Raw genomic sequence first — 21,516 nt, forward strand, 5'->3', positions numbered from 1 at the left:
ACCCTTATGATTTCCTTAAATAATCTTGTTCTAATTGCCAGAGAGACTTCAGACATCTGTCGTTAGTTATTACTGCTAGTAGCGACTATGCCAACTATTCTCAAGAAAGCGAATCATTTCTTGACGGCAGTCTGTAAATCGCCGCAACACGCACCAAACCTGCACTATGGCTAAAGGATGTGCAGTTTCAACTTGCAATGGCTGGTTAATCTCACAACTACAGGGAATATCTAACTCTTTTAAGCGTTGATAGACTTGCCAGCGGTCTGCCCAATTAACCTTGACAACGTACTTTTGGTCTATTTGTGAACCGGAACTATTCAAGAGACGAACCCTCAAAAGTGCGACAACCTTGCAGGAAAGAGTGTGCTTTTACTCCCTGATTTTGAGCATCTAGGGAGTACAGCTTCTTTAAACCAGGATAACTTAAGTGCAAACTATTCTCAATTATTTTTGGTGAAAAATATGAAATTTTCTCATTAACTTGGGTAATGTCAACAGGCTCAAAAGCTTATGTCATCAAGTTTTGATTTGATTTTAGATTGATAAAAAATTTGCAAATTTACCTTGTGTATTTTTCTGGATAAGGCAAGAAAAATGCAGAATAGTCAGTTTTAAGCTCTCTCATCTATGGAACTGACAGATGAAAACACAAAATCAAAGGTGTAAATTCTTAGGTGTATACTTTCCTACTGGCGAAATTCTCTAGTAACTCAACATTTTTGCAATATCAGGATATATGGCAGCCCTTTAAGTTACAAAAAAACCACATTTTATTCCTTATTTTCAGACAATAGCAGTAATTGAGAAAGCAAATTAAATACACGTATTATGTCATCGGTATAGTTTGAAGCTATAAAGAGCAAAAATTTGCAATTATAACGACAAAAAATTTTAGAATTTTATGATATTCTTTGGGCTTGCTTCTATTTTTTAGAATGTTAATATGTAAAAACTAAGCAGTTAAAAACTCTAACTGTAAAAAGCGAGGAGAACCATGTCTGATACGCAAACTTTGTTACAAAATTTTGGTCAGGTTTATGACAATCCTGTATTGTTAGACCGTAGCGTGACTGCTCCAGTTACAGAAGGATTAAACGTAGTATTAGCTAGTTTTCAGGCATTATACTTGCAATATCAAAAGCACCATTTTGTCGTTGAAGGTGCAGAGTTTTATTCTTTACATGAATTTTTTAACGACAGTTACAATGAAGTACAAGACCACGTTCATGAAATCGGTGAAAGATTGAATGGATTAGGTGGCGTACCCGCTGCTTCCTTCAGCAAATTAGCAGAGTTGACTTGTTTTGAGCAAGAATCTGACGGCGTATATTCTTCGCGCAAAATGGTTGAAAATGATTTAGCCGCAGAACAAGCCATTATTAACGTGATTCGCCGCCAAGCTGCTCAGGCAGAAAGTTTGGGCGATCGCGGTACACGTTATCTGTATGAGAAAATTCTGTTGAAAACAGAAGAAAGAGCTTACCATTTAGCGCATTTCTTAGCAAAAGACAGCTTAACTTTAGGCTTTGTTCAACCTGCTCAAAACTAACAAGCTGATCATTGATTTCAGTCTATCTCAGACAGAATATCAATTTGGTACTTTTAGAGATTAAAAGAATCTAAAAAATGGCAAAGAGGCTGATTGCTTCTCTGCCATTTTTTATTTATGTATACAAAAAATAATCACCAGCAATAACTGTTTTAGAGGCATATTAAAAATAGTTTGTAACCGACTAATTAAGAATTATTTCTAATAACTAAAATGTCTCAATTTTATTAAATATAAATAAAACTGTAAGAATAAACTTCAATTACTGCAAATGTCATCATTTTTAAATAAGAAATATTTGCACATTATCAACTACAAAGCTTTTAAGAATTAATTAAAATTACTTACCCAAAGAGTAGCCCAGAGCATGAGATATTAAAAGATATATATTTGTCATCTATCGTTGGATATTTTTTAGAATGCTTTGACAAAAGAGTAGAGAAAGAAGCTAATTTTTTTTACGTTCATTGTTCACCCCGAGGAAAAAATCACACTCATCAAGCCCAGGTGATGAGAAACTAACTAATACAAGTTAGTATTTTTACTCGGTATTTGCTACCCAGGAGAATAAAACTTCATATTTCCTACTTTTTTCTTTGCCGTTGAAAGTCACCGTCTCTGTTACGATTCAACCTGGAAAACTTAATAATAGACAAGATGACTAAGGGCAAAGACCCTTAAAATAATCAGGATTTGATTTGTATTTTCTTACTCCAACCCAAAGACTATGCCCCGCCGTCAAGACATCCGAAAAATATTACTGTTAGGTTCTGGCCCCATTGTGATTGGGCAAGCTTGTGAGTTTGACTACTCTGGAACCCAAGCCTGTAAAGCTTTGCGCGAAGAAGGTTATGAAGTGGTGTTGGTGAATTCCAATCCCGCAACTATTATGACTGACCCAGAAACGGCCGATCGCACGTACATTGAACCGTTAACACCAGAGTTAGTCGAAAAGGTCATCGCTAAAGAACGCCCAGATGCTTTATTACCAACAATGGGGGGACAAACTGCCCTTAACATCGCTGTTACCTTAGCTAAAAACGGTGTCTTAGATAAATATAATGTAGAGCTAATTGGTGCAAAGTTAGCTGCGATCGAAAAAGCGGAAGACCGCAAATTATTTAATGAGGCGATGGCCAAGATAGGCGTGCAAGTATGTCCTAGTGGTACAGCTTCATCTTTGGAAGAAGCCAAAGCGATCGCTCGTAGAATTGGTACATATCCGTTAATTATTCGTCCGGCTTTTACTTTAGGCGGTACTGGTGGCGGTATCGCCTACAACCAAGAAGAATTTGAGGAAATGGCCCAGGTGGGGATTGATGCTAGCCCCGTTTCCCAAATTCTCATTGACCAGTCTCTCCTCGGCTGGAAAGAATATGAACTAGAAGTTATGCGCGATTTGGCAGATAACGTGGTGATTATCTGCTCCATCGAAAACCTTGACCCGATGGGAATTCACACAGGTGATTCAATTACAGTCGCGCCAGCCCAAACCCTCACCGACAAGGAATATCAACGGTTGCGGGATATGTCGATTAAAATTATCCGCGAGATTGGTGTAGAAACTGGTGGTTCTAATATTCAGTTTGCCGTCAGTCCGGTGACGGGGGATGTAGTAGTAATTGAAATGAACCCCCGTGTATCCCGCAGTTCGGCGTTGGCTTCTAAAGCCACAGGTTTCCCGATAGCTAAAATGGCGGCGAAGTTAGCTGTGGGTTACACCTTGGATGAAATTAATAACGATATCACCAAGAAAACTCCCGCATCATTTGAGCCGACAATAGATTATGTAGTCACGAAAATTCCCCGCTTCGCTTTTGAGAAATTCCCCGGTTCCGAACCCGTGCTGACTACTCAAATGAAGTCGGTAGGCGAAGCAATGGCGATGGGACGGACATTTAACGAATCCTTCCAAAAAGCACTGCGTTCTTTAGAAACTGGTCGCGCTGGTTGGGGTTGTGACAAAGCCGAAAAATTACCCAGTGGCGAACAAATTCGCGCCTTGTTACGCACACCCAATCCCGATCGCATTTTTGCTGTGCGTCATGCTATGCAGCTAGGGCTAACCAACGAAGAAATCTACGAACTAACAGGGATTGACCCTTGGTTCTTAGATAAAATGCAGCAATTGTTGGATACAGAAAAATTCCTCAAGCGCACACCTCTAAATCAGTTGACTAAAGAGCAATTATATGCAGTAAAACGTGATGGATATAGCGATCGCCAAATTGCTTTTGCTACCAAAACCAGCGAAGATGAGGTGAGGGCATATCGGAAAAAATTGGGAGTTGTGCCAGTTTACAAAACGGTAGACACTTGTGCGGCGGAATTTGAAGCGTTTACTCCTTATTACTATTCCACCTACGAAGAAGAAACAGAAGTTTTACCCACCGATAAACCCAAGGTCATGATTTTGGGTGGTGGCCCAAACCGTATCGGTCAAGGAATTGAGTTTGACTATTGTTGTTGTCATGCTGCTTACGCTTTAAAAGCAGCTGGCTATGAAACCATTATGGTCAACTCCAACCCAGAGACAGTTTCTACAGATTACGATACTAGCGATCGCCTCTATTTTGAACCATTAACTAAAGAAGATGTTCTCAACATCATCGAAGCCGAAAACCCTGTAGGCATCATCGTCCAGTTCGGCGGACAAACCCCATTAAAATTATCACTACCTCTGCAACAAGCACTCAACGCTGAAAATTCAGGACTCATCACTAAAATCTGGGGTACATCACCTGATTCTATCGACAGTGCCGAAGACCGAGAACGGTTTGAGCAGATTCTTAAACAGTTAAATATTGCTCAACCACCCAATGGTATTGCGCGCAGTTATGAAGATGCGCTGATTGTTGCTAGACGTATTGGTTATCCTGTGGTGGTGCGTCCTAGTTATGTATTAGGTGGACGCGCAATGGAAATTGTCTACTCTGATACTGAACTGGAACGCTACATGACCTTTGCGGTGCAAGTAGAGCCGGAACATCCCATTTTAATTGATAAATTCTTAGAGAATGCGATAGAAGTTGATGTAGATGCGATCGCTGACCATACTGGTAGGGTGGTGATTGGTGGCATCATGGAACACATCGAACAAGCCGGAATTCACTCTGGCGACTCTGCTTGTTCATTACCTTCAATTTCTCTGCCGCCAGCAGTTCTCAATCAAATCCGCACTTGGACAGTGCAACTAGCGCAAGCGCTTTCTGTTGTTGGGTTGATGAATATTCAGTTTGCTGTTGTGGGTGTCGGTTCCTACTCTCCCCAAGTTTACATTCTCGAAGCCAACCCCCGCGCTTCTCGGACTGTGCCTTTTGTTTCTAAAGCGACAGGCGTACCTTTAGCAAAACTGGCATCCTTAATTATGTCGGGTAAAACTCTTGAGGAATTAAGATTTACTCAGGAAGTGATACCTTCTCATATTGCGGTGAAGGAAGCCGTTTTACCCTTTAATAAATTCCCTGGTACAGATACCCTATTGGGGCCAGAAATGCGCTCGACTGGTGAAGTTATGGGTATTGACAGCGATTTTGGCCGCGCCTTTGCCAAGGCAGAATTAGCTGCTGGCGAGCGTTTACCCCTTAAAGGTACTGTATTTGTGTCCATGAGCGATCGCGACAAAGCCGCAGCCGTTCCTGTAGTCAAGGAATTTATCGACCTTGGTTTTACCATCATGGCAACCTTCGGCACAGGTAAAGCCCTGCAAGAACAAGGGTTAAATGTTGAATTGGTGCTGAAACTGCATGAAGGCCGTCCCCACGTCCTCGATGCGATTAAAAACCAGAAGATTCAACTTATTATCAACACACCTTCTGGCGAAGAAGCTCACACTGATGCTAGACTAATTCGCCGCACCGCCTTAGCTTATAAAATTCCGATTATTACAACCATTGCTGGTGCTAAGGCTACCGTTGCGGCTATTCGTTCTCTGCAAAATACCACTTTGGATGTAAAAGGCATCCAAGATTATTGTCTGAATCTTGAATAGCTCTTTGCCTGGCAGGGGCAACGAATTTACTGGAGTATAGGGGGTGAGGGGCAGCTAAAAGATTGACTATGCCTCTTACCCTTTTTTTGGCATCTACTTTAAGCAGTATTTACAAGAAAAATTAAGTAATTATTATAGAAGAAACCTTATAGTTTCTATTGAGATATTTTAACAAATATGAGTAAGTTATTTTTCTTTTTAGGAATTTTTATTAACTTATTCTGCTAATAAGTGACAATACTGTATGTTAATAGATGCTTACTAACAACACAGTTGAGAGGTAGCAAAATGAAAGTTAACTGCTCAGGTTCAGCCAAAACTTTTCCTCGCAAAATTTCACTTAACCTTTAACTTAAAAGTTTTAGCTACATCAGCGTTACATTTGATTCACCCTAGTGTCAACCTATCATAACCATTTTCAAAACCAATTATTTTACTAATAATGGGCTTTTCAAGACTTCTCAGAAATGTTACAATTGTTAATAAAGCGTCAAGAGAAACTTGATAGTTCTTCAAACTGTTCTCTATCCGTAGATACTTGTACAAACAGAGAAAAAACTGTAACGTCTAGCAGTTAAGAACCTATTTTTGATTAATAAAAGCAACCAACCACTGGGCGCGTAAATCGTACACAAAAATCAGGGTTCCTAGTCCAACTGGGCAAACCCCTCAACAAAAATCTATTACTTATCTACCTAATTAGTTAATGACCCAAGCTATCAACACAACATCACCAACGAGTAGTACTATGAAGACTGCTCCGACAGCCACAGACCTTGTGCGGACTTATCTGCGTGAGATTGGCCGTGTACCCTTGTTAACCCATGAAGAAGAAATTCGCTATGGCAAACAGGTGCAGCGTTCAACCGCTTTACAAGAAATTCGAGAATCCCTAGCTAGCAAGTTGGGTCATGAACCAACATTAGAAGAATGGGCCAACGAAGCCAAGCTAGATACAAAAGAATTGAATGCCGCGATCGCAGAAGGCGAAACTGCTAAACGTAAAATGGTGGAAGCCAATTTGCGCTTAGTGGTATCTGTTGCTAAAAAATACATCAAGCGCAATGTTGACTTACTAGACCTGATCCAAGAAGGTAGCATTGGAATGCAGCGCGGTGTAGAAAAGTTTGACCCCACCAAAGGTTATCGGTTTTCTACCTATGCTTACTGGTGGATTCGCCAAGCAATTACGCGGGCGATCGCCGAAAAAGCGCGTACTATCCGCTTACCCATTCATATCACCGAAAAATTAAATAAAATTAAAAAAGCCCAACGTCAGTTATCTCAACAGCTAGGTCGCGCTCCCTCGGTAGGGGAATTAGCTCAAGAACTAGACTTAACCCCCAAACAAGTAAGAGAGTATCTAGAAAAAGCGCGTTTACCCCTTTCTCTAGATTTGCGCTTAGGAGATAACTACGACACCGAACTTGGCGAAATGTTGGAAGATCCAGGCGCGTCTCCCGAAGAGTTTGTGATGCAAACTTCTCTGTCATCTGATTTAGAGCGCGTCATGGAAGAACTCACTCCCCAGCAGCGAGAAGTCATCACCTTACGCTTTGGTTTAATTGACGGTCAAGCTCTCACCCTCGCCAGAATTGGTGAACTTCTCAACATCAGCCGCGAACGAGTTAGACAAATCGAACGCGAAGCCTTAAACAAACTTCGCAAGTCCAAAGCTGCTATGAATGAGTATTTGGCTAGTTAATTCTTGGTGATTAGACCATCAGTCGAGAAAATACTCTGATTTTAGTACGGTTACACCGACTTCCAAGAGAGAATGTGCCTGTTAAATTATTTAACAGGAAGACCAAAACGGCAGCTAAGTTAGATTGATGACAGGCACTTATTATCTCAGTTGCAAACATAGCAGCCAGCAACGCCAATACAGGAGGTAAAACGTGAGTAACCAACCCAATCGAGTTTCAGAATTCTTTAACAGCGATGCTTCAGAAACTAACAACTTGCTGTGGCAATATGTTAAATCATTGAGTCCTGATACGGTTAGCCAGCTATCTAAACCAACATCTCCCGAAGTTTTCCAAGTCATGGAACGCAACATCATTGGTTTGTTGGGTAATTTACCACCCGAACACTTCAACATGACTATTACAACCAGCAGGGAAAGTCTTGGTCGTCTGCTCGCTTCCGCCATGATTAGTGGTTATTTCTTGCGGAATGCTGAACAAAGAATGGATTTTGAACTAGCATTACAAGGTACTGAAACCAACAATCAAGAAGTTGAATAGTGATGCTTTTGCCTGCAAAAATTCAAAATTTTTGATTTGATTTTCTACCACAAGCAATGTAGCTAAATCATCAGTTTCTCTCGTGCAGAATCCTGACAACATACCTATCCCAAATTTCAAATTCCTGCAATGCGTTAGCGACATTTTAAATAGGGCTAACAATCGCTAGCGCAGTTAGGATTTGATTGATGTAGCAGTTATCTTTGATTGCTAAATTCCTAGTTGAGGCAGGGAATAGGGAGTAGATTTGTGTTTAAATCCTACACGAACCGCTATAGCAATATTACTGTTTGCTAAATATAGCTATTATAGTAAGTATCTAAATAGCAGACAATTTATAACTTGTGCCAAGCCACAACATCTGCGACAATATTTAATAAATTAAAAGTACTTTTGACTAAGAATCTACATAAACTCGGCAGAACTAAAATTAGCCTGCCGAGTTTTTTAATGAGTCATCTATCATCCCCATAAACTATGAATGAAATTAGTTCTATTCCCCATAAAATTATTGGTGTAGCTGTAATTTGGAACGACGAACAACAAATTTTAATTGATCGCCGTCGTCCGCAGGGTGCAATGGGTGGTTTATGGGAATTCCCAGGGGGCAAAATTGAGCCTGGCGAAACAATTGAAGAATGTATCCGGCGAGAAATTACGGAAGAACTCGGTATAGAAATTGAAGTCAAAGACCATCTCATCACTATCGACCATACTTATACTCATTTGCGCGTTACTTTAACCGTGCATCACTGTCACCTTTTAGCAGGTATCCCTCAACCTTTAGAATGTGATGAAGTCCGCTGGGTAAGCTTAGATGAATTAGAGAATTACACTTTTCCTCAAGCCAACAGTCAAATTATTGCTGCTTTGAAAGGTGCTGTATAAATCGCTGAGTAACTGCGATCGCAGGAGGTAAACTTTCATGGCCCATATCTTTTCAGAAACATTCACTAAAGAAAGTTTTCTTTCCCAATACCAAGACAATCCCCGCTATGAATTAGCAGATGGAGAACTAGTTGACATGGAACCGACTGGGCCACACGAAACAGTGAGTGGCAAAGTTGCAACTCAAATTGGTGTCCACATTGTTGCAGAAAAACTTCCCTGGTTTATTCCTCGCACTTGTTTAATTTATCCCTTTGCGGATGCAGCTACAGTTCGTCGTCCTGATGTTGTAGCTCTTGATGAAACTGTTCTCGACCGAGAACCTCTGTGGGAGCGAGAACCTGTAATTACGCTGGGACGCTCAATTAAACTAGTGGTGGAAGTTGTGAGTACTAATTGGGAAACTGACTATGCTCGTAAAGTAGAAGAATATGCTCTGCTAGGGATTCCTGAATATTGGATTGTAGATTATCGCGGATTGGGCGGAGTCGCATTTATCGGTAAACCCAAACAACCAACATTCACAGTTTGTCAACTGGTTGAAGACAGTTATATTCAACAACAATACCGATTACATCAATTCATTAACTCACCACTGTTGCCGCGTCTGCAACTTCGCCTCGACGATATTTTGCCTCGTTGAGTATGTTGTTTCAAATTAATAGGACTTACGCACAACCAATAAACAAAAAATTGAGGAAGCACTTAAAAAATGCTTCCTCTAAAACTTATTGCTAAAAACTCAGCCAGCTAATTTAACTGGATTTTAATAAGCTAAAGTTTCTAAAGTTTCTCTTAAATATTTTTGTACTTGCTGTTCCAAGCGCAGTCCTTGTAATTGGCTATCACGTTCTAGTTGCCAGCGTTGAAAACCAGAACTATTAGCGATCGCACACTTGAGACTGTACCAAATTTCGGTATCAGCAGGGAATTGAAAGTTACTAGCAGCAGGAGTTGGAGTCATAGTCCCTTATTCCTCAACTTTAAAAGTTATGGCAGTTTTCGTTCTGAGCAAATACGAATCTGCCCCTAGGGGACAGTGTATACTCTGCGAAATATTCATCGGGTTCCAAATTTTAGGGCTGCTGTGAATTTTTATTGATCCCCATGAGGGATTGAAATAACCTGGGTAAAATTTGATTAACTTGCACCCCTAAAATGGTGAAATCATGCTTGATTCTTTCTAAAGATAACGGTTCTAGCGCAGCAAATTCTGTGTCATTTGTCACTAAAATTCGGGCCACACTCACAGGAACCTGTAAAAATAAATTACTTGCTAAAAAAGCTAAAGCCGCCAAACCCAAACCCAAACCATGCCACTGGGGCAGAAAGCTCACCAAATGCTCCACATGAGGAACAAATTGATAAAGCTGCCACAGCATGACAGTTAATATTATTGCTGTTATTAAAGACAGAACTCGATTAAATTTTGTATTAATTAAACAAAGTATTTTTCGCTGTTGTTCGGTCAAATTTTCGGGTTTGAGAGCTATCCCCAAAAGCGAATATATATAAAATGGACGGCGTAGCTGCATCCATAAGAGTGGGGTGACACCAACAATGGCTACTAGTAATACTTCTCCCCACACAGGTAAAAGTGGCTCACCGATAGCTAAAAATAACAAGCACAATACCAAGAAAATTGGCAACGTTGCTAATCCAGCAATGTGAACCCACAATATCGGGTCAGAGCGAAACGAAGACATACTGTAAGTGCTGAGTTTAAGGTGCTGAGTGCTGAGTTGGAAGTTTTGCGTGTGGAACCTAGCTTAATTTTCAGTTCGACACACTTCAACTTTCACTGAAACTCAGCACTTAGTGTTAACCACTATCTTGTCAATGTGAGGGTACGACGTTTTGTCACCATCTGGTAGGCTTCAATAATGTCGCCTTCTACCCAGTCATGGAATTTATCGACGTTGATACCGCATTCATAACCGGCATTGACTTCACGAACATCGTCTTTGATCCGTTTGAGGGAGTCCAGAACACCTTCGTAAATGACTTTACCGCCACGACGCACGCGCAGTTTGCAGTTCCGCAACAGTTTGCCTGACTGCACATAACAACCAGCAACGGCTCCTTTGCCGACTGGGAAGACAGCACGCACTTCGCACTGACCAAGAGGTTCTTCAACCAATTCAGGTTCCAACAGACCTTCCAAGGCTCCTTGAATATCTTCGAGGAGTTTATAGATAATGTTATACTCCCGAACATCAACACCAGCCTCATCAGCAGCTTGTCTTGCGCCACTGGCGTAGGTGGTATTAAAGCCAATGATGACTGCGTTACTAGCCGCAGCTAAGTCAATGTCTGTTTGAGTGATTTCCCCAGCCGATGCTAACAGCATTCGGATTTGCACTTCGTTTTGGGGGATTTGCTTCAAGGAACCAATGATTGCCTCTACAGAACCTTGCACGTCGGCTTTGAGGATTAAGTTGAGTTCTTTCAACTCGCCTTCTTGAGCTTGTGCTGATAGGGTTGTGAGGGTAACGCGTCCCTGTAACAGTCGTGATAGACGTTGTTTGTCGGCGCGATCGCTGGCAATAGAACGAGCTTCTTTTTCGTTCTCAAACACCTCGAATTCATCCCCGGCGGCGGGTACATCGCTTAATCCCAATACCTCAACGGCAAAGGAAGGTGTAGCCGCATCTACTCTGCGACCGCGGTCATCGACCATCGCCCGGACTTTCCCAAAGGCTGAACCGGCAACAAGAATATCTCCAACGTGCAGAGTACCGTTCTGAATTAACAAGGTCGCAACTGCTCCCTTCGCCTTATCCAGATGTGCTTCAATTACGGTTCCTCTGGCCAAGCGATCAGGGTTAGCAGATAGTTCTTCTACTTCCGCTACCAACAGAATCATTTCCAGCAGTGTATCTAGGTTTTCACCTTTGATAGCACTCACGGGAACCATGATGGTTTCACCGCCCCATTCTTCTGGGGTTAAACCATACTGAGTTAATTCTTGTTTAACTCGGTCTGGTTGCGCGCCTTCTTTGTCGATTTTGTTAATTGCGACAACAATTGGCACTCCTGCGGCTTGCGCGTGGCTAATAGCTTCCACTGTTTGCGGACGCACACCGTCATCTGCTGCTACCACCAAAATGGCTATGTCTGTCACCCTTGCACCTCTAGCCCGCATCGCGGTAAAGGCTTCGTGACCGGGGGTATCTAAAAATACAATCTGGTGCAGCTTACTGTCGTGTTCTATGTCCACATGGTATGCACCGATGTGTTGGGTAATACCGCCAGCTTCCCCAGCCGCAACTTTAGTTTTGCGAATGGAGTCGAGGAGGGTTGTTTTACCGTGGTCTACGTGACCCATAATTGTCACGACTGGCGGACGACGAAGGAGATATTCTAAATCTGCCACGTCGATCATTTCTGTGACTTTGCGCGCTTCTGCTTCTGGTTCAGCAGTTTCGACTTCTACTTCTAGCTCTTTTGCTACTAAGGTAATGGTCGGGATATCCAGATTTTGGGTAATGCTGACCGCCATTCCTTTCATGAACAGGATTTTGACAATCTCTGTATCGGCAACTACCAACTCGTTAGCGAGTTCTTGCACTGTCAGTGGCCCTGTTACCACGATTTTGGCAGGGCGATCGCGTTTTGGTTCCGCTTCTTGACGGCGGTTTTGCTCATTCCGGTTGGTAGATTTTTTATTATTTCTGGTAGTGGGGGCGGCAATCGCTGTGGCTGCGGTCTGTGCAGGTCTAGCAGCTTTTGGTTTAGGAGGACGAGCTATAGAAAGGCTGACCTGAACTGTGGCTGGAATTTCCAGACCGTCCTCATCAAGAAAATCATCCTCTTCAAAGTCGTCATCGATAATTGGTTTGACCCGTTTACCTTTAGGCCCGCCTTTCCCGGCTTTTTCTTTAACTTCGTCAATGATTTCCTCTTCTTGCCACTTTTTCCCTCCTTTAGCAAGACGAGGTGGGGTTGGCCGTTTCAAATCCAGGATATCTGGTACGACAGGCTCGTCGTCTACCCCCATTTTGGCAGCAACGCCTCCTGATGGCCTATTCGGCGGTGTTGCTAGTGGTGCTGCTGCTGGTTCTGATGAACGTACTGGTCTTTGGGGGCGTGGCCCATCTGTCGAACCTGGACCCGAAGGACGATTTGAGCGCTGCTCTGGTTTACCAGAACCAGGGGCGGGCCGACTTGGTTTTGGCGTAGGTGGAGCTTGTGGTGCTTCTGTTTGAGACTGAGAAGGTTTACCAGCTTTAGTGGGTTTTGCCTGGTCGCTGCGATCGCGTTTGAGGATCGGTTTAACTGCCCCAGTAGCACTAGCCCCAACTTCTGATTTTTCTGCTGGTCTGGCTGGTGGTGCAGATAGCTGTGGCTTTTGCGGCTTTTCTGTCCTTGGCTTGTGCGCAGGAGTTCTTTCCGGTTTTTCCGGTTTTTCTGAGGCCGCTATATTTTCTGGCGCTGGCGTATTCGGTTTTTGATTCGTGTCTGTGACAGCTGATGCTTGTGAATTCTCAGACTGATTCCGTGGTACTGGTCGGGTTGGTGCCGTCGGCTTCATGGATGAGGGTGGAGCGAAGGGCCGTGGAGGTGCGGGAGGATTGCCTTCAGAAGAAGCAAATGGGTTGTTGGTAGCTACTGATGCCTCTGGGGCATTGGTGTTAGGATTTCTCAATATTTTGGGTTTGCGAATTTCCAAAATTTGCTGTTTGTGTGGTGGTGCAGGTCGGCTATGAGAGCCAGCTTGATGTGAATTTGGTTTATGGTTAGTTGTTCCTAGTTCTTTTTTAGGTGTTCCATTCGTAACTGCCAGTTTTTCGGCAGCCGTCCGGATACGTTCTGCCTCTGATTCTGAAATTGTGCTGCTATGGCTTTTGACCGCAATATTGAGCTGGTCGCAAATTGCTAGTAGCTCTTTGTTATCCAAATTCAATTCCTTTGATAATTCGTAGATTCTAACTTTGCCGTTGTTCATCCACTCTTCCCCTATAATTTACAGTTTTTTGCGGATGGTTGCCTGGGAGTGCGACATCTCCATCCTTTAGATCACTGTTTTTCGGTTGCCCTAGGTAATTTTGCCGGTGCCTCCAATCAGGAAAGAGAGATGTTTCGGTTTAATGTTGGCATCTGTGCCAAAGATGGCGGTTTTCTGGCTCCCATAAAAATTTTTTCTTAAAAAAAACTTTATTGGAACTTGTGATGCCGAACTGCGAGAGTGCGCTACCAGGTTGCCATTCTGTAGTTGTTTGTTTTGCTGATTCTGAGTCTTCCACAACACAATCGAGTAAAACTTGTTGGGGGTATTGGCTCGTTTCTCTTGGGATTAGAGATCCGTTTGCTAATTCACCCATTTACTATTTTGGCACTAACCCAAACAATTGCAGAGGGTGTGACTTAAGCACGAACATTTCGGCTTTCGGCACAATCCTCTGGGGATTACCGCCATAAAGTTTTTCAACCTGAAATTTGATTTTGGTGATGACTTGGGGCTAGACGTTGCCACAATGTTTGGTACAGTGTTTCTGGCACTGATGCTTGTAGCGATCGCCCTAATCTATTCTTTTTTTGTGCCGCTTGCAAACAAGTTGCTTGCGGGCAGATATAGGCAGAACGCCCCATGCCCTGATCTAATTGTACCTTTCCAGATGGAAAGACGCGGATAATCCGCCAAAAGTCTTGTTTTAATGCGACTTTACGGCAACTAATACAACGCCGATAATTCGGTTTCATCAGTTTTTCAAGGCAGGAGGCCAAACAATTTTAGATTCTAGATTTGGGATTGTCGCCACTATTGATTAATAATTATTGCTGATGAAGAATTTTGAATTTTTTCTTGATTCCATCAGGTAATTATCCATCATTAGTTTGCTTGCCAAGTCAAGCTAGTATAACTAACTTTTTACTTATACCTCATATTTTTTCAGGTAATTATTCAAACTCATACTGAGGTAAATATTAGCAGAACTATCCACAGCAAAGAAATTACTCTTCATCATTGATTTCTAAAGACTCATCGTCTAATTCCTCTTGATTTTGCTCATCTAGTTCTTCCATTTCCAGATCATCTTCTAGGTCAATGTCATCTTCCTCTAGTTCCATTTCTTCTTGTTCTAGCTGTGCTTTAGCACGGGCAACTGCAAATTTGGCATCTTCCGCTGCATGATCATATTTGGCTTTATCTTTAATATCAATCTTCCAGCCTGTCAATCGGGCTGCTAACCGGACGTTTTGTCCTTCTTTCCCAATTGCCAAACTCAGCTGGTCTTCAGCTACTAGTACATGAGTTTGCCGTGTTTCGGGATCCATTAATCTGACTTCATCGACCCTAGCCGGACTTAAGGCGTTAGCAATATAAGTTGCGGGGTCTGGAGACCAACGAATTACATCAATTTTTTCACCACGTAGTTCATTTACTACTACTTGAATTCGTGATCCCCTAGCACCAATACAAGCACCTACTGGGTCAACATCACGGTCTAAGGTATCGACGGCAATTTTGGTGCGGGGGCCGACATAACGCGACGGTGGATTTGCTTCCCTAGCTACGGCTACTATCCGGACTACTTCATCTTCTATTTCTGGAACTTCGTTGGCAAATAGATAAACCACTAAACCCGCATCTGCACGGGATACTAAAAGTTGTGGCCCACGTTGCTGACCTTGAGAAACTTTCTTTAAGTAGACCTTAAAGGTGGCATTAGCACGATAGTTGTCATTGGGCAATTGTTCTCGTTTTGGCAATTCAGCTTCTACTTCTGGTTGACCAAAATTACTGCTAACTGCCAAAATTACTGATTGTCTTTCAAACCGCAAAACTCTGGCTTGCAGTACAGTTCCTTCTAAGTCTTGGAACTCTTCTTGCACCATTTGGCGTTGTTGATCTCGTAGTTTTTGCGCCAGGACTTGCTTAGTTTGCATAGCCGCCATCCGCCCGAATTCACCTTGGTCAGGGGTGACATCTAAAACGACAGAATCTCCTAATTGAGCTTCTGGGGCAACTTGTTGTACTTCGTCTAGAGAAATTTGATGGTCAGTGTTACTAACTTCTTCAACGATGGTTTTGGTAGAAAGAACGCGAAAGCCTTCGCCATCAATATCTAATTCAACTTCAAAATTATCAAAATAATCTTCATCAAATTGCTTGCGTTCTAAATTTTGGGCGCGACGATAACGTTCGTAACCTTTTAGCAGTGCTTCTCTAATAGCTGATTGAACTGCTAGACGCGGTAAGTTGCGCTCTCGACTAATACTTTCAATTAATTCTTTTAAACCTGGTAGACTGACCATTGACATAAGCAATCTCCTTATAAAAATTAGTGAAGAGAAATTAGGCATTAGCGAATAGGGATTAGAGAGAAGTTTTACTCTAGCCCCTAGTCTCTAGCCCCTAATCCCTTGTTTAGCGACGCTCGTCTAGTTGCACCCTAGTAATTACAGAACGAGGAATTTCGACGACACGACCTTTTTGGTTTAAATAAATTTTGGTTTCATCCCGGCGAATCAACTGACCATTCCACTCTGGTTGTCCGTCGTGGGGTGGTGAAGTGATCACAATTACAGGAAATCCTTTAAATGAAATAAATTCCCGGTCAGTTACCAATTGCCTTGAAATACCTGGACTAGACACCTCTAAAACATAAGCATCTGGAATGATTTCCGCCGCATCTAAGCAGGTTTCTAAAGCGCGGCTCATCCTTTCACAGTCATCCAAACCAGTATCCTGCTGAGGATTACGGATATCTACCCGCAAGACTGGTGGACGTTGGTGAGTGTGAAAAACTGCGCCAACGACTTCTAATCCCAGTTCTGTTGCTACTGGTGTCGCCAAATCAATAATTTGTGGGACTAACGGATGAGTCATGCGAAATTTCAATAAAAAAAGTGGGCTTCTACCCACTTCCTGCGATAGGGATATCTTCCAAGAAGTCTTGTGACGAACTGATGATAGTTCGCCCTAAATTGAGTGTAGCGCATTTCTCTCAGAGTCAATAGTCAAGAGTCAATTGTCAATGGTCATTTATCCTTAAATTCAATGAGTGCAGAACTTTGCTCTACTATTGGCTGAATGTATGATTGTGTTCTTAGCTGTCTGGTTTGCTCGACAATTTCATCTATATCTTCTTGAGATAAGCGTTGCACGTAGTTGAGTTTGACTTCTTCTAAAAAATCAAAAACTAAACTTTGAATTTCGGAAAGTACACGTTTTTGCTGGATTTCTTCTCCTAATGCTTTACTAAAGCTTTCTACTAGTTGGGTTGTGAGTTTTGCGCCTACGGGATCTTCGACTGCGCTGACTATGGCGTTATAAAAGCCACTGGTAATTTGGGTGGCCAGTTGTTCGCTAAGTTGGGTTTGGGCTTGTTCTAAGCCTGGGATGATTTGAAGATTTCGGTAAATGGGAACTTGGTGGAGGGCAGTATTGATATTGTGTTGTAAAATTGCGGCTAATTCTGGCTGAATTTTCGGGAAAACATGGTAAACCACGGTTTTGACTAGAATGCTGGCGATCGCTTCTATTTCATTTACGTTATTAATATCTATATATGGGCGCAAACTCTCTTGTTGTGCCATCCACCGCGTAAAATCACCTTGTTTAATAGAAACTTGTGTCTGATTAATTACCCTCACCACTACAATTTCTGTGATTTCTTCGGCGAAATTTGCTACCATTGCCTGACTCAGTTGCCTCTGTAATGGTTGAATATGTAATAGTTGTGCTTGGTCAAGTCTGACTATTACAGGTATTATTCGCAACCATCGCCACAATGGTAGCAACAAAAATAAGTCATACCATCGCCATAAAATTGCGTTAAACCAGGTAAAACTTGGATGGCGGCGTTTTATCAAAAACACGCGTCCGAGGAACTCTATGCCAAATAAAGCAATAAAAGGTAAATCTATTAACCAAAAATCATTAATATAGTCGTTATTTTCACCGATTTGACGGTAGTAGTTAGTAGCAATTAATGGACTAATTTTTTCATTAAAAAAAGTAATTTCTTGATTCCAGCCTTTTTGAGAGAGGTAAGCTTGACTCCAAAAAGTGGCGAAGGACTGTTTTGCCGAATTTTTACCGATGCGATCGCGCATTCGATTTTTGATTTTTTCTAGAGTCCCACTCTTACCACTTCCGGCAAAGGGATTACTATCAATTATCTCTACACTGAGACGGGTTAATTCTTCTAACTTTTCCTTGGCTTGAGGAGATGTTAACCCTGTCTGGCTAACTTGCTCTCTTAACGCATCTACTTGCTGTAAATAATGTTGTGTTTCTCTATGCGGTTCAATACCTTTAATTGGATCGTAAATGTTAGTAATTTTAGGAATTTTTCGCAAGTAGAAATCACGCCACGGTACGTAACTCAAATCAAATGCTACTAAACCTAAGTTGACGGCGGCGATTAATGCCATCAATCTTTCAAACCACAAGTTTCTCCGGGTTGTTGCTTTTTGAGTAAACATTTTTAGTCTTAAATTATACAGGCTTTAAATTTTAACTTATAACCTAAATATTGAGTCTGAGTGTGACTATTTATCTCAATTCATGGGCTTTAGTTCCCTAACTTCTTGCAGAAACAGGGGATCTTTTTGTTGAGATACGGAAATATCGGCATCCAGTTTGATTATGGAAATTATCTGCGTAGCCTGGAAGTAGGGAGTAGGAAAGAGTGATTTTGGGGTACGGATTTTTTTCAAAAATCAAAGATGAGTCCTATATATCTAGAAAAAATGTCAAAAAAATGATTAGTTAAATTTAATTAACTGAATAATAATTAATCACAAATGATTAATCCTTGATAAAAAACACTTAAAGAAACGTAAAATGCACCTGTTAATATATTTACGGCTGATTTAACCCCAAGGAGTTTGAAATATGTGGTGTGGGTTTAATAAAACCAATGCGATTATTGCAGCGACTTGTGTAGTCACAGCTAGTGTAGTGATTTCTGACAGTACCTTTGCTGCTCGTCAGCGTAACTATACACCCCAAGAATTTCGTGCTGTCTTGCGAGGGCTGGGTTATAACGTCAAGGTAACAAATGGGCCACTCACTGATGATGCCACTAAAAAGGCAATTCGTGACTTCCAAAAAGGTTACAAACTTGGTGTTGATGGCATAGCTGGCCCCAAAACCCAAGACTTTGCTGCAAACATCGTCCAGATTTTACAAGCAAACTTAAATGTGGTACTCAAACCAAATCCACTGCTTCCCCGCGATCAATTTTATGGCGATCGCACAGAACAATTAATCAAGGAGTATCAGAAAAAACATCAACTTCAAGAAACAGGAGTGGCTGATTTAGCACTTCGCCAAAAATTAAATGCTGAAGCTAAAGAAGTTCTAGGTAAGCCAGGAACTCAGCCATCACCAAAACCAACGGCTTCACCTACAACAAAACCGACGGCAAAACCAACGGCAAAACCAACAACAAAACCAACGGCAAAACCGACAACTTCACCAACAGCATCGCCAACAGCTTCACCAACAGCGACACCGACAGATACGCCAGCAGCTACGCCAACAACAACACCAACGGCTTCACCAACACCAACACCCTAAGCTTTAGCTAGCCCTAACATTTTAAATTCTTTGGTTAGGTTCTTCTAAAGGTCTGCCTTTGGGTGTGGGTAGAATTGGGCGGCGGTCATCGTAAGGCATAGGAATGTACTGTACAGTTGGCCGTCCTCCCTGTGGTTGGGGATACAAATCCATAAGATCGTAAATTGAACGGGGTAGTCCGACGGTGACGGGCAACCCCATTTCTGTTGCTTCCTCAACGGTTATTGGATAGTCGTGAGTCACGCGTCCGGTTGTTAATGCTTCAATAATTGGTTCAATATTTTCTGGCTGAACCTTTTGTTTGGGGATATTATCTTTGAGCAGAGTCCGCACAAAGCGTTGTACTTGTTGAATGGCTTTGCCTGCCAAGTCTGCCATGATTAAAGTTTGATCGTCAACTTCACCGATAGGTTTATCTTGGACGACTTTTAGAATACTAGCGGCTGGATAGTTACCTAATTGCGGATCGACTGGCCCCAAGACAGCATTAGCATCCATAACAATTTCATCAGCAGCCAAAGCCAGCATTGTACCGCCACTCATGGCGTAGTGGGGGACAAAAACGGTGACTTTGGCAGGGTGACGAATTAATGCCCTAGCGATTTGTTCGGTAGCGAGTACCAAGCCACCAGGAGTGTGCAGAATTAAGTCAATAGGAACATCAGCAGGCGTGAGGCGAATTGCTCTGAGGATTTGTTCTGAGTCTTCAATTGTGATGTAGCGGGAGATGGGGATTCCTAGTAAGCTGATAGATTCTTGACGGTGTATCAGCAAAATCACCCGACTTTTGCGTTCTTGCTGGAATTCTTGCAAGCTGCGAATACGCCGATATTCTACTTGTCGCTTTTGCCAAATGGGTTGCAGAGAAGAAAGCAGGAGAAAAATCCAGAATAAATCACCAATACCAAAGCCCATAGGTTTGATTGTCCAAAAATAACGGTTAACGTCATTTATTGTGACAACCTTTGAGTAATAGCAAGTCTATCTAGGGGTTTATCTCAATTTAAAAAGGGGTGTAGGGGAGAAAAACTCATCATTGGTAGCGTGTGCTTTGTAGCTTTAATGGTTGCTTGACTTGTAGGAAAAGTCTTCCCTGACACCCTACACTTTTGCACCCCTACACCCCTACAATTCATCAGGATTCACACCCAATTGGCGTAAACGTTCTGCTAATAGTTCTGCTTTTCTTCTTGCTTGTTCTGCTTCTTGTTCAGCAATTATCGCCCGTTCATTAGCCGCAGCAACTTCTTCTGTAGGCTCCAGGATTAATTCTCCTTCTAGGGTGAACCAGCGTAACCATAACCTTTCAATATCTCGAAATGTGCCTTGCCATACACCTAAACTTAAACTTAACTCTGGTATGAGTACACGTCCTTGAGTGAAATTCATAGGTTCATAATGACCGCCGACTAATTGAAAGGCTTGGAGTTCATTGGTGTAGCGACTAAAGACAATATAGTAAGGAATCCGCAAAATTTGTTCATAAACTTCCCATTTACTGGGTGGTTTATCTTCTGCTTTTTCACCTGTGCCTAAATCTTCGGCTTCTGTTTTGGGAGATAATAATTCCACAATCACAAAAGGATTTGCAGGTTCTTGCCAAGTCACATAACTTAAGCGCAAATCTTCACCTTTGTAGAGTTTTTTTACACCAACAACCCCAAACCAATCTGGGCGTTTATACCATAAAGGATGCTGCACATCATAATAAAGATTCAAGTCAGCAGCACTATAAACTAATTCGGGATTCCAATTAATAGGTTGAAAAGTTAAATATAAAAGTAACGGCTGTAAAAAATGAAAATCGTCTGGCAAACCTGGTTCCTCTGGGTTATCGCTGGGTAAATCATACATTGTTGGCAGCGTTTCGCAAGGTGGACGCGGCGGCTCGGATTGGGGAATATAGTTATAAGAAGTAGTCATAGTGTGTAATTCGAGATGTTTAAATACTCGACTTGTTGAAGAAGTCGGTTATCTTGATATTTAAGCATGATTTAGGATTGCTATATTTTAATTCAACAATTCAAGGTGCGTTAGCCTCTGGCACAACACACACTACTTAATTAAATTAAAAAAGTGTTGGTTGGGGAGCCACTTGTGTGGGCGGTTTCCCCGACTTGAGCAAAGTGGCGTTGAAGCGGAGCGTAACCCAACAAAATTCTAAAGCGTTGGGTTTCACTGCGTTCCACCCAACCTACTTTTAATACACTATTTTAGTTTAGACACGCCACTACAGCACAACACCCGCTACTGAATTAAAGCTCGTAATTACCGAGAATTACTTGAGTAATAGTATAAAAAAATT

General features: G+C 42.0%; 17 protein-coding genes. 7 read left to right on the plus strand and 10 right to left on the minus strand.

Going from position 1 to position 21,516, the window contains the following annotated elements; translation table 11 throughout:
- Positions 1–75 precede the first annotated feature (75 nt).
- On the minus strand, positions 76–324 hold the full coding sequence (locus tag H6G69_RS10260; protein ID WP_190685482.1) for an Asr1405/Asl0597 family protein: 249 nt from the start codon (positions 322–324) through the stop codon (positions 76–78).
- A 673-nt stretch (positions 325–997) separates the two neighbouring features.
- On the opposite strand from H6G69_RS10260, the gene H6G69_RS10265 reads away from it, so the two are divergent.
- From H6G69_RS10265 to H6G69_RS10290, 6 genes are all read left to right on the plus strand, one after another.
- On the plus strand, positions 998–1,552 hold the full coding sequence (locus H6G69_RS10265) for a Dps family protein (protein WP_190685485.1): 555 nt from the start codon (positions 998–1,000) through the stop codon (positions 1,550–1,552).
- A 727-nt stretch (positions 1,553–2,279) separates the two neighbouring features.
- Positions 2,280–5,543 (plus strand): carbamoyl-phosphate synthase large subunit, encoded by a 3,264-nt coding sequence (gene carB, locus H6G69_RS10270; protein ID WP_190685488.1) that lies wholly within the window; start codon positions 2,280–2,282, stop codon positions 5,541–5,543.
- Between the two features lie 748 nt (positions 5,544–6,291).
- The gene (locus H6G69_RS10275) at positions 6,292–7,248 is read left to right on the plus strand and encodes an RNA polymerase sigma factor, RpoD/SigA family (protein WP_190685491.1); all 957 of its coding nucleotides are present in this window, start codon (positions 6,292–6,294) and stop codon (positions 7,246–7,248) included.
- A 193-nt stretch (positions 7,249–7,441) separates the two neighbouring features.
- Complete coding sequence (locus H6G69_RS10280) at positions 7,442–7,789, plus strand: DUF760 domain-containing protein (protein ID WP_190685493.1); 348 nt, start codon at positions 7,442–7,444, stop codon at positions 7,787–7,789.
- Positions 7,790–8,266: 477 nt separating this feature from the next.
- Positions 8,267–8,677 (plus strand): 8-oxo-dGTP diphosphatase MutT, encoded by a 411-nt coding sequence (mutT, locus tag H6G69_RS10285; RefSeq protein WP_190685497.1) that lies wholly within the window; start codon positions 8,267–8,269, stop codon positions 8,675–8,677.
- Positions 8,678–8,714: 37 nt separating this feature from the next.
- Positions 8,715–9,320: a Uma2 family endonuclease gene (locus tag H6G69_RS10290; RefSeq protein ID WP_190685499.1), complete on the plus strand. Its 606-nt coding sequence runs from the start codon at positions 8,715–8,717 to the stop codon at positions 9,318–9,320.
- Positions 9,321–9,443: 123 nt separating this feature from the next.
- On the opposite strand, the gene H6G69_RS10295 is transcribed toward H6G69_RS10290, so the two are convergent.
- The 7 genes from H6G69_RS10295 to H6G69_RS10325 all read right to left on the minus strand — a co-directional run bounded on the left by H6G69_RS10295 (position 9,444) and on the right by H6G69_RS10325 (position 18,112).
- The gene (locus tag H6G69_RS10295) at positions 9,444–9,641 is read right to left on the minus strand and encodes a hypothetical protein (protein ID WP_190685502.1); all 198 of its coding nucleotides are present in this window, start codon (positions 9,639–9,641) and stop codon (positions 9,444–9,446) included.
- Positions 9,642–9,753: 112 nt separating this feature from the next.
- Entirely contained in the window at positions 9,754–10,383 is a 630-nt protein-coding gene (locus tag H6G69_RS10300) for a low-complexity tail membrane protein (RefSeq protein WP_190685505.1), read from the minus strand.
- Positions 10,384–10,505: 122 nt separating this feature from the next.
- Positions 10,506–13,625, minus strand: coding sequence for a translation initiation factor IF-2 (gene infB / locus H6G69_RS10305; protein ID WP_190685507.1), 3,120 nt, complete (start codon positions 13,623–13,625; stop codon positions 10,506–10,508).
- A gap of 479 nt (positions 13,626–14,104) precedes the next feature.
- A complete protein-coding gene (locus H6G69_RS10310) occupies positions 14,105–14,380 on the minus strand; it encodes a YlxR family protein (protein ID WP_190685510.1) in 276 nt (91 codons plus the stop codon).
- A gap of 252 nt (positions 14,381–14,632) precedes the next feature.
- A complete protein-coding gene (gene nusA / locus H6G69_RS10315; protein ID WP_190685513.1) occupies positions 14,633–15,943 on the minus strand; it encodes a transcription termination factor NusA in 1,311 nt (436 codons plus the stop codon).
- Positions 15,944–16,049: 106 nt separating this feature from the next.
- Positions 16,050–16,511, minus strand: coding sequence for a ribosome maturation factor RimP (rimP, locus tag H6G69_RS10320; RefSeq protein WP_190685516.1), 462 nt, complete (start codon positions 16,509–16,511; stop codon positions 16,050–16,052).
- Between the two features lie 152 nt (positions 16,512–16,663).
- Positions 16,664–18,112, minus strand: a complete 1,449-nt coding sequence (locus tag H6G69_RS10325) for a hypothetical protein (protein ID WP_242072027.1) — start codon at positions 18,110–18,112, stop codon at positions 16,664–16,666.
- 412 nt (positions 18,113–18,524) lie between these two features.
- Between H6G69_RS10325 and H6G69_RS10330 the strand changes: the two genes are divergently transcribed.
- The gene (locus H6G69_RS10330; protein WP_190685519.1) at positions 18,525–19,211 is read left to right on the plus strand and encodes a peptidoglycan-binding protein; all 687 of its coding nucleotides are present in this window, start codon (positions 18,525–18,527) and stop codon (positions 19,209–19,211) included.
- A gap of 21 nt (positions 19,212–19,232) precedes the next feature.
- Here the strand turns inward: H6G69_RS10330 and H6G69_RS10335 are convergent, their stop codons facing one another.
- Both H6G69_RS10335 and H6G69_RS10340 read right to left on the minus strand, forming a co-directional pair.
- Complete coding sequence (locus H6G69_RS10335; protein ID WP_190685522.1) at positions 19,233–20,126, minus strand: SDH family Clp fold serine proteinase; 894 nt, start codon at positions 20,124–20,126, stop codon at positions 19,233–19,235.
- A gap of 210 nt (positions 20,127–20,336) precedes the next feature.
- Entirely contained in the window at positions 20,337–21,134 is a 798-nt protein-coding gene (locus H6G69_RS10340) for a Uma2 family endonuclease (protein ID WP_190685525.1), read from the minus strand.
- Positions 21,135–21,516 lie beyond the last annotated feature (382 nt).

This window comes from Nostoc sp. FACHB-110 (assembly GCF_014697425.1).
Classification (GTDB): Bacteria; Cyanobacteriota; Cyanobacteriia; order Cyanobacteriales; family Nostocaceae; genus Nostoc_B.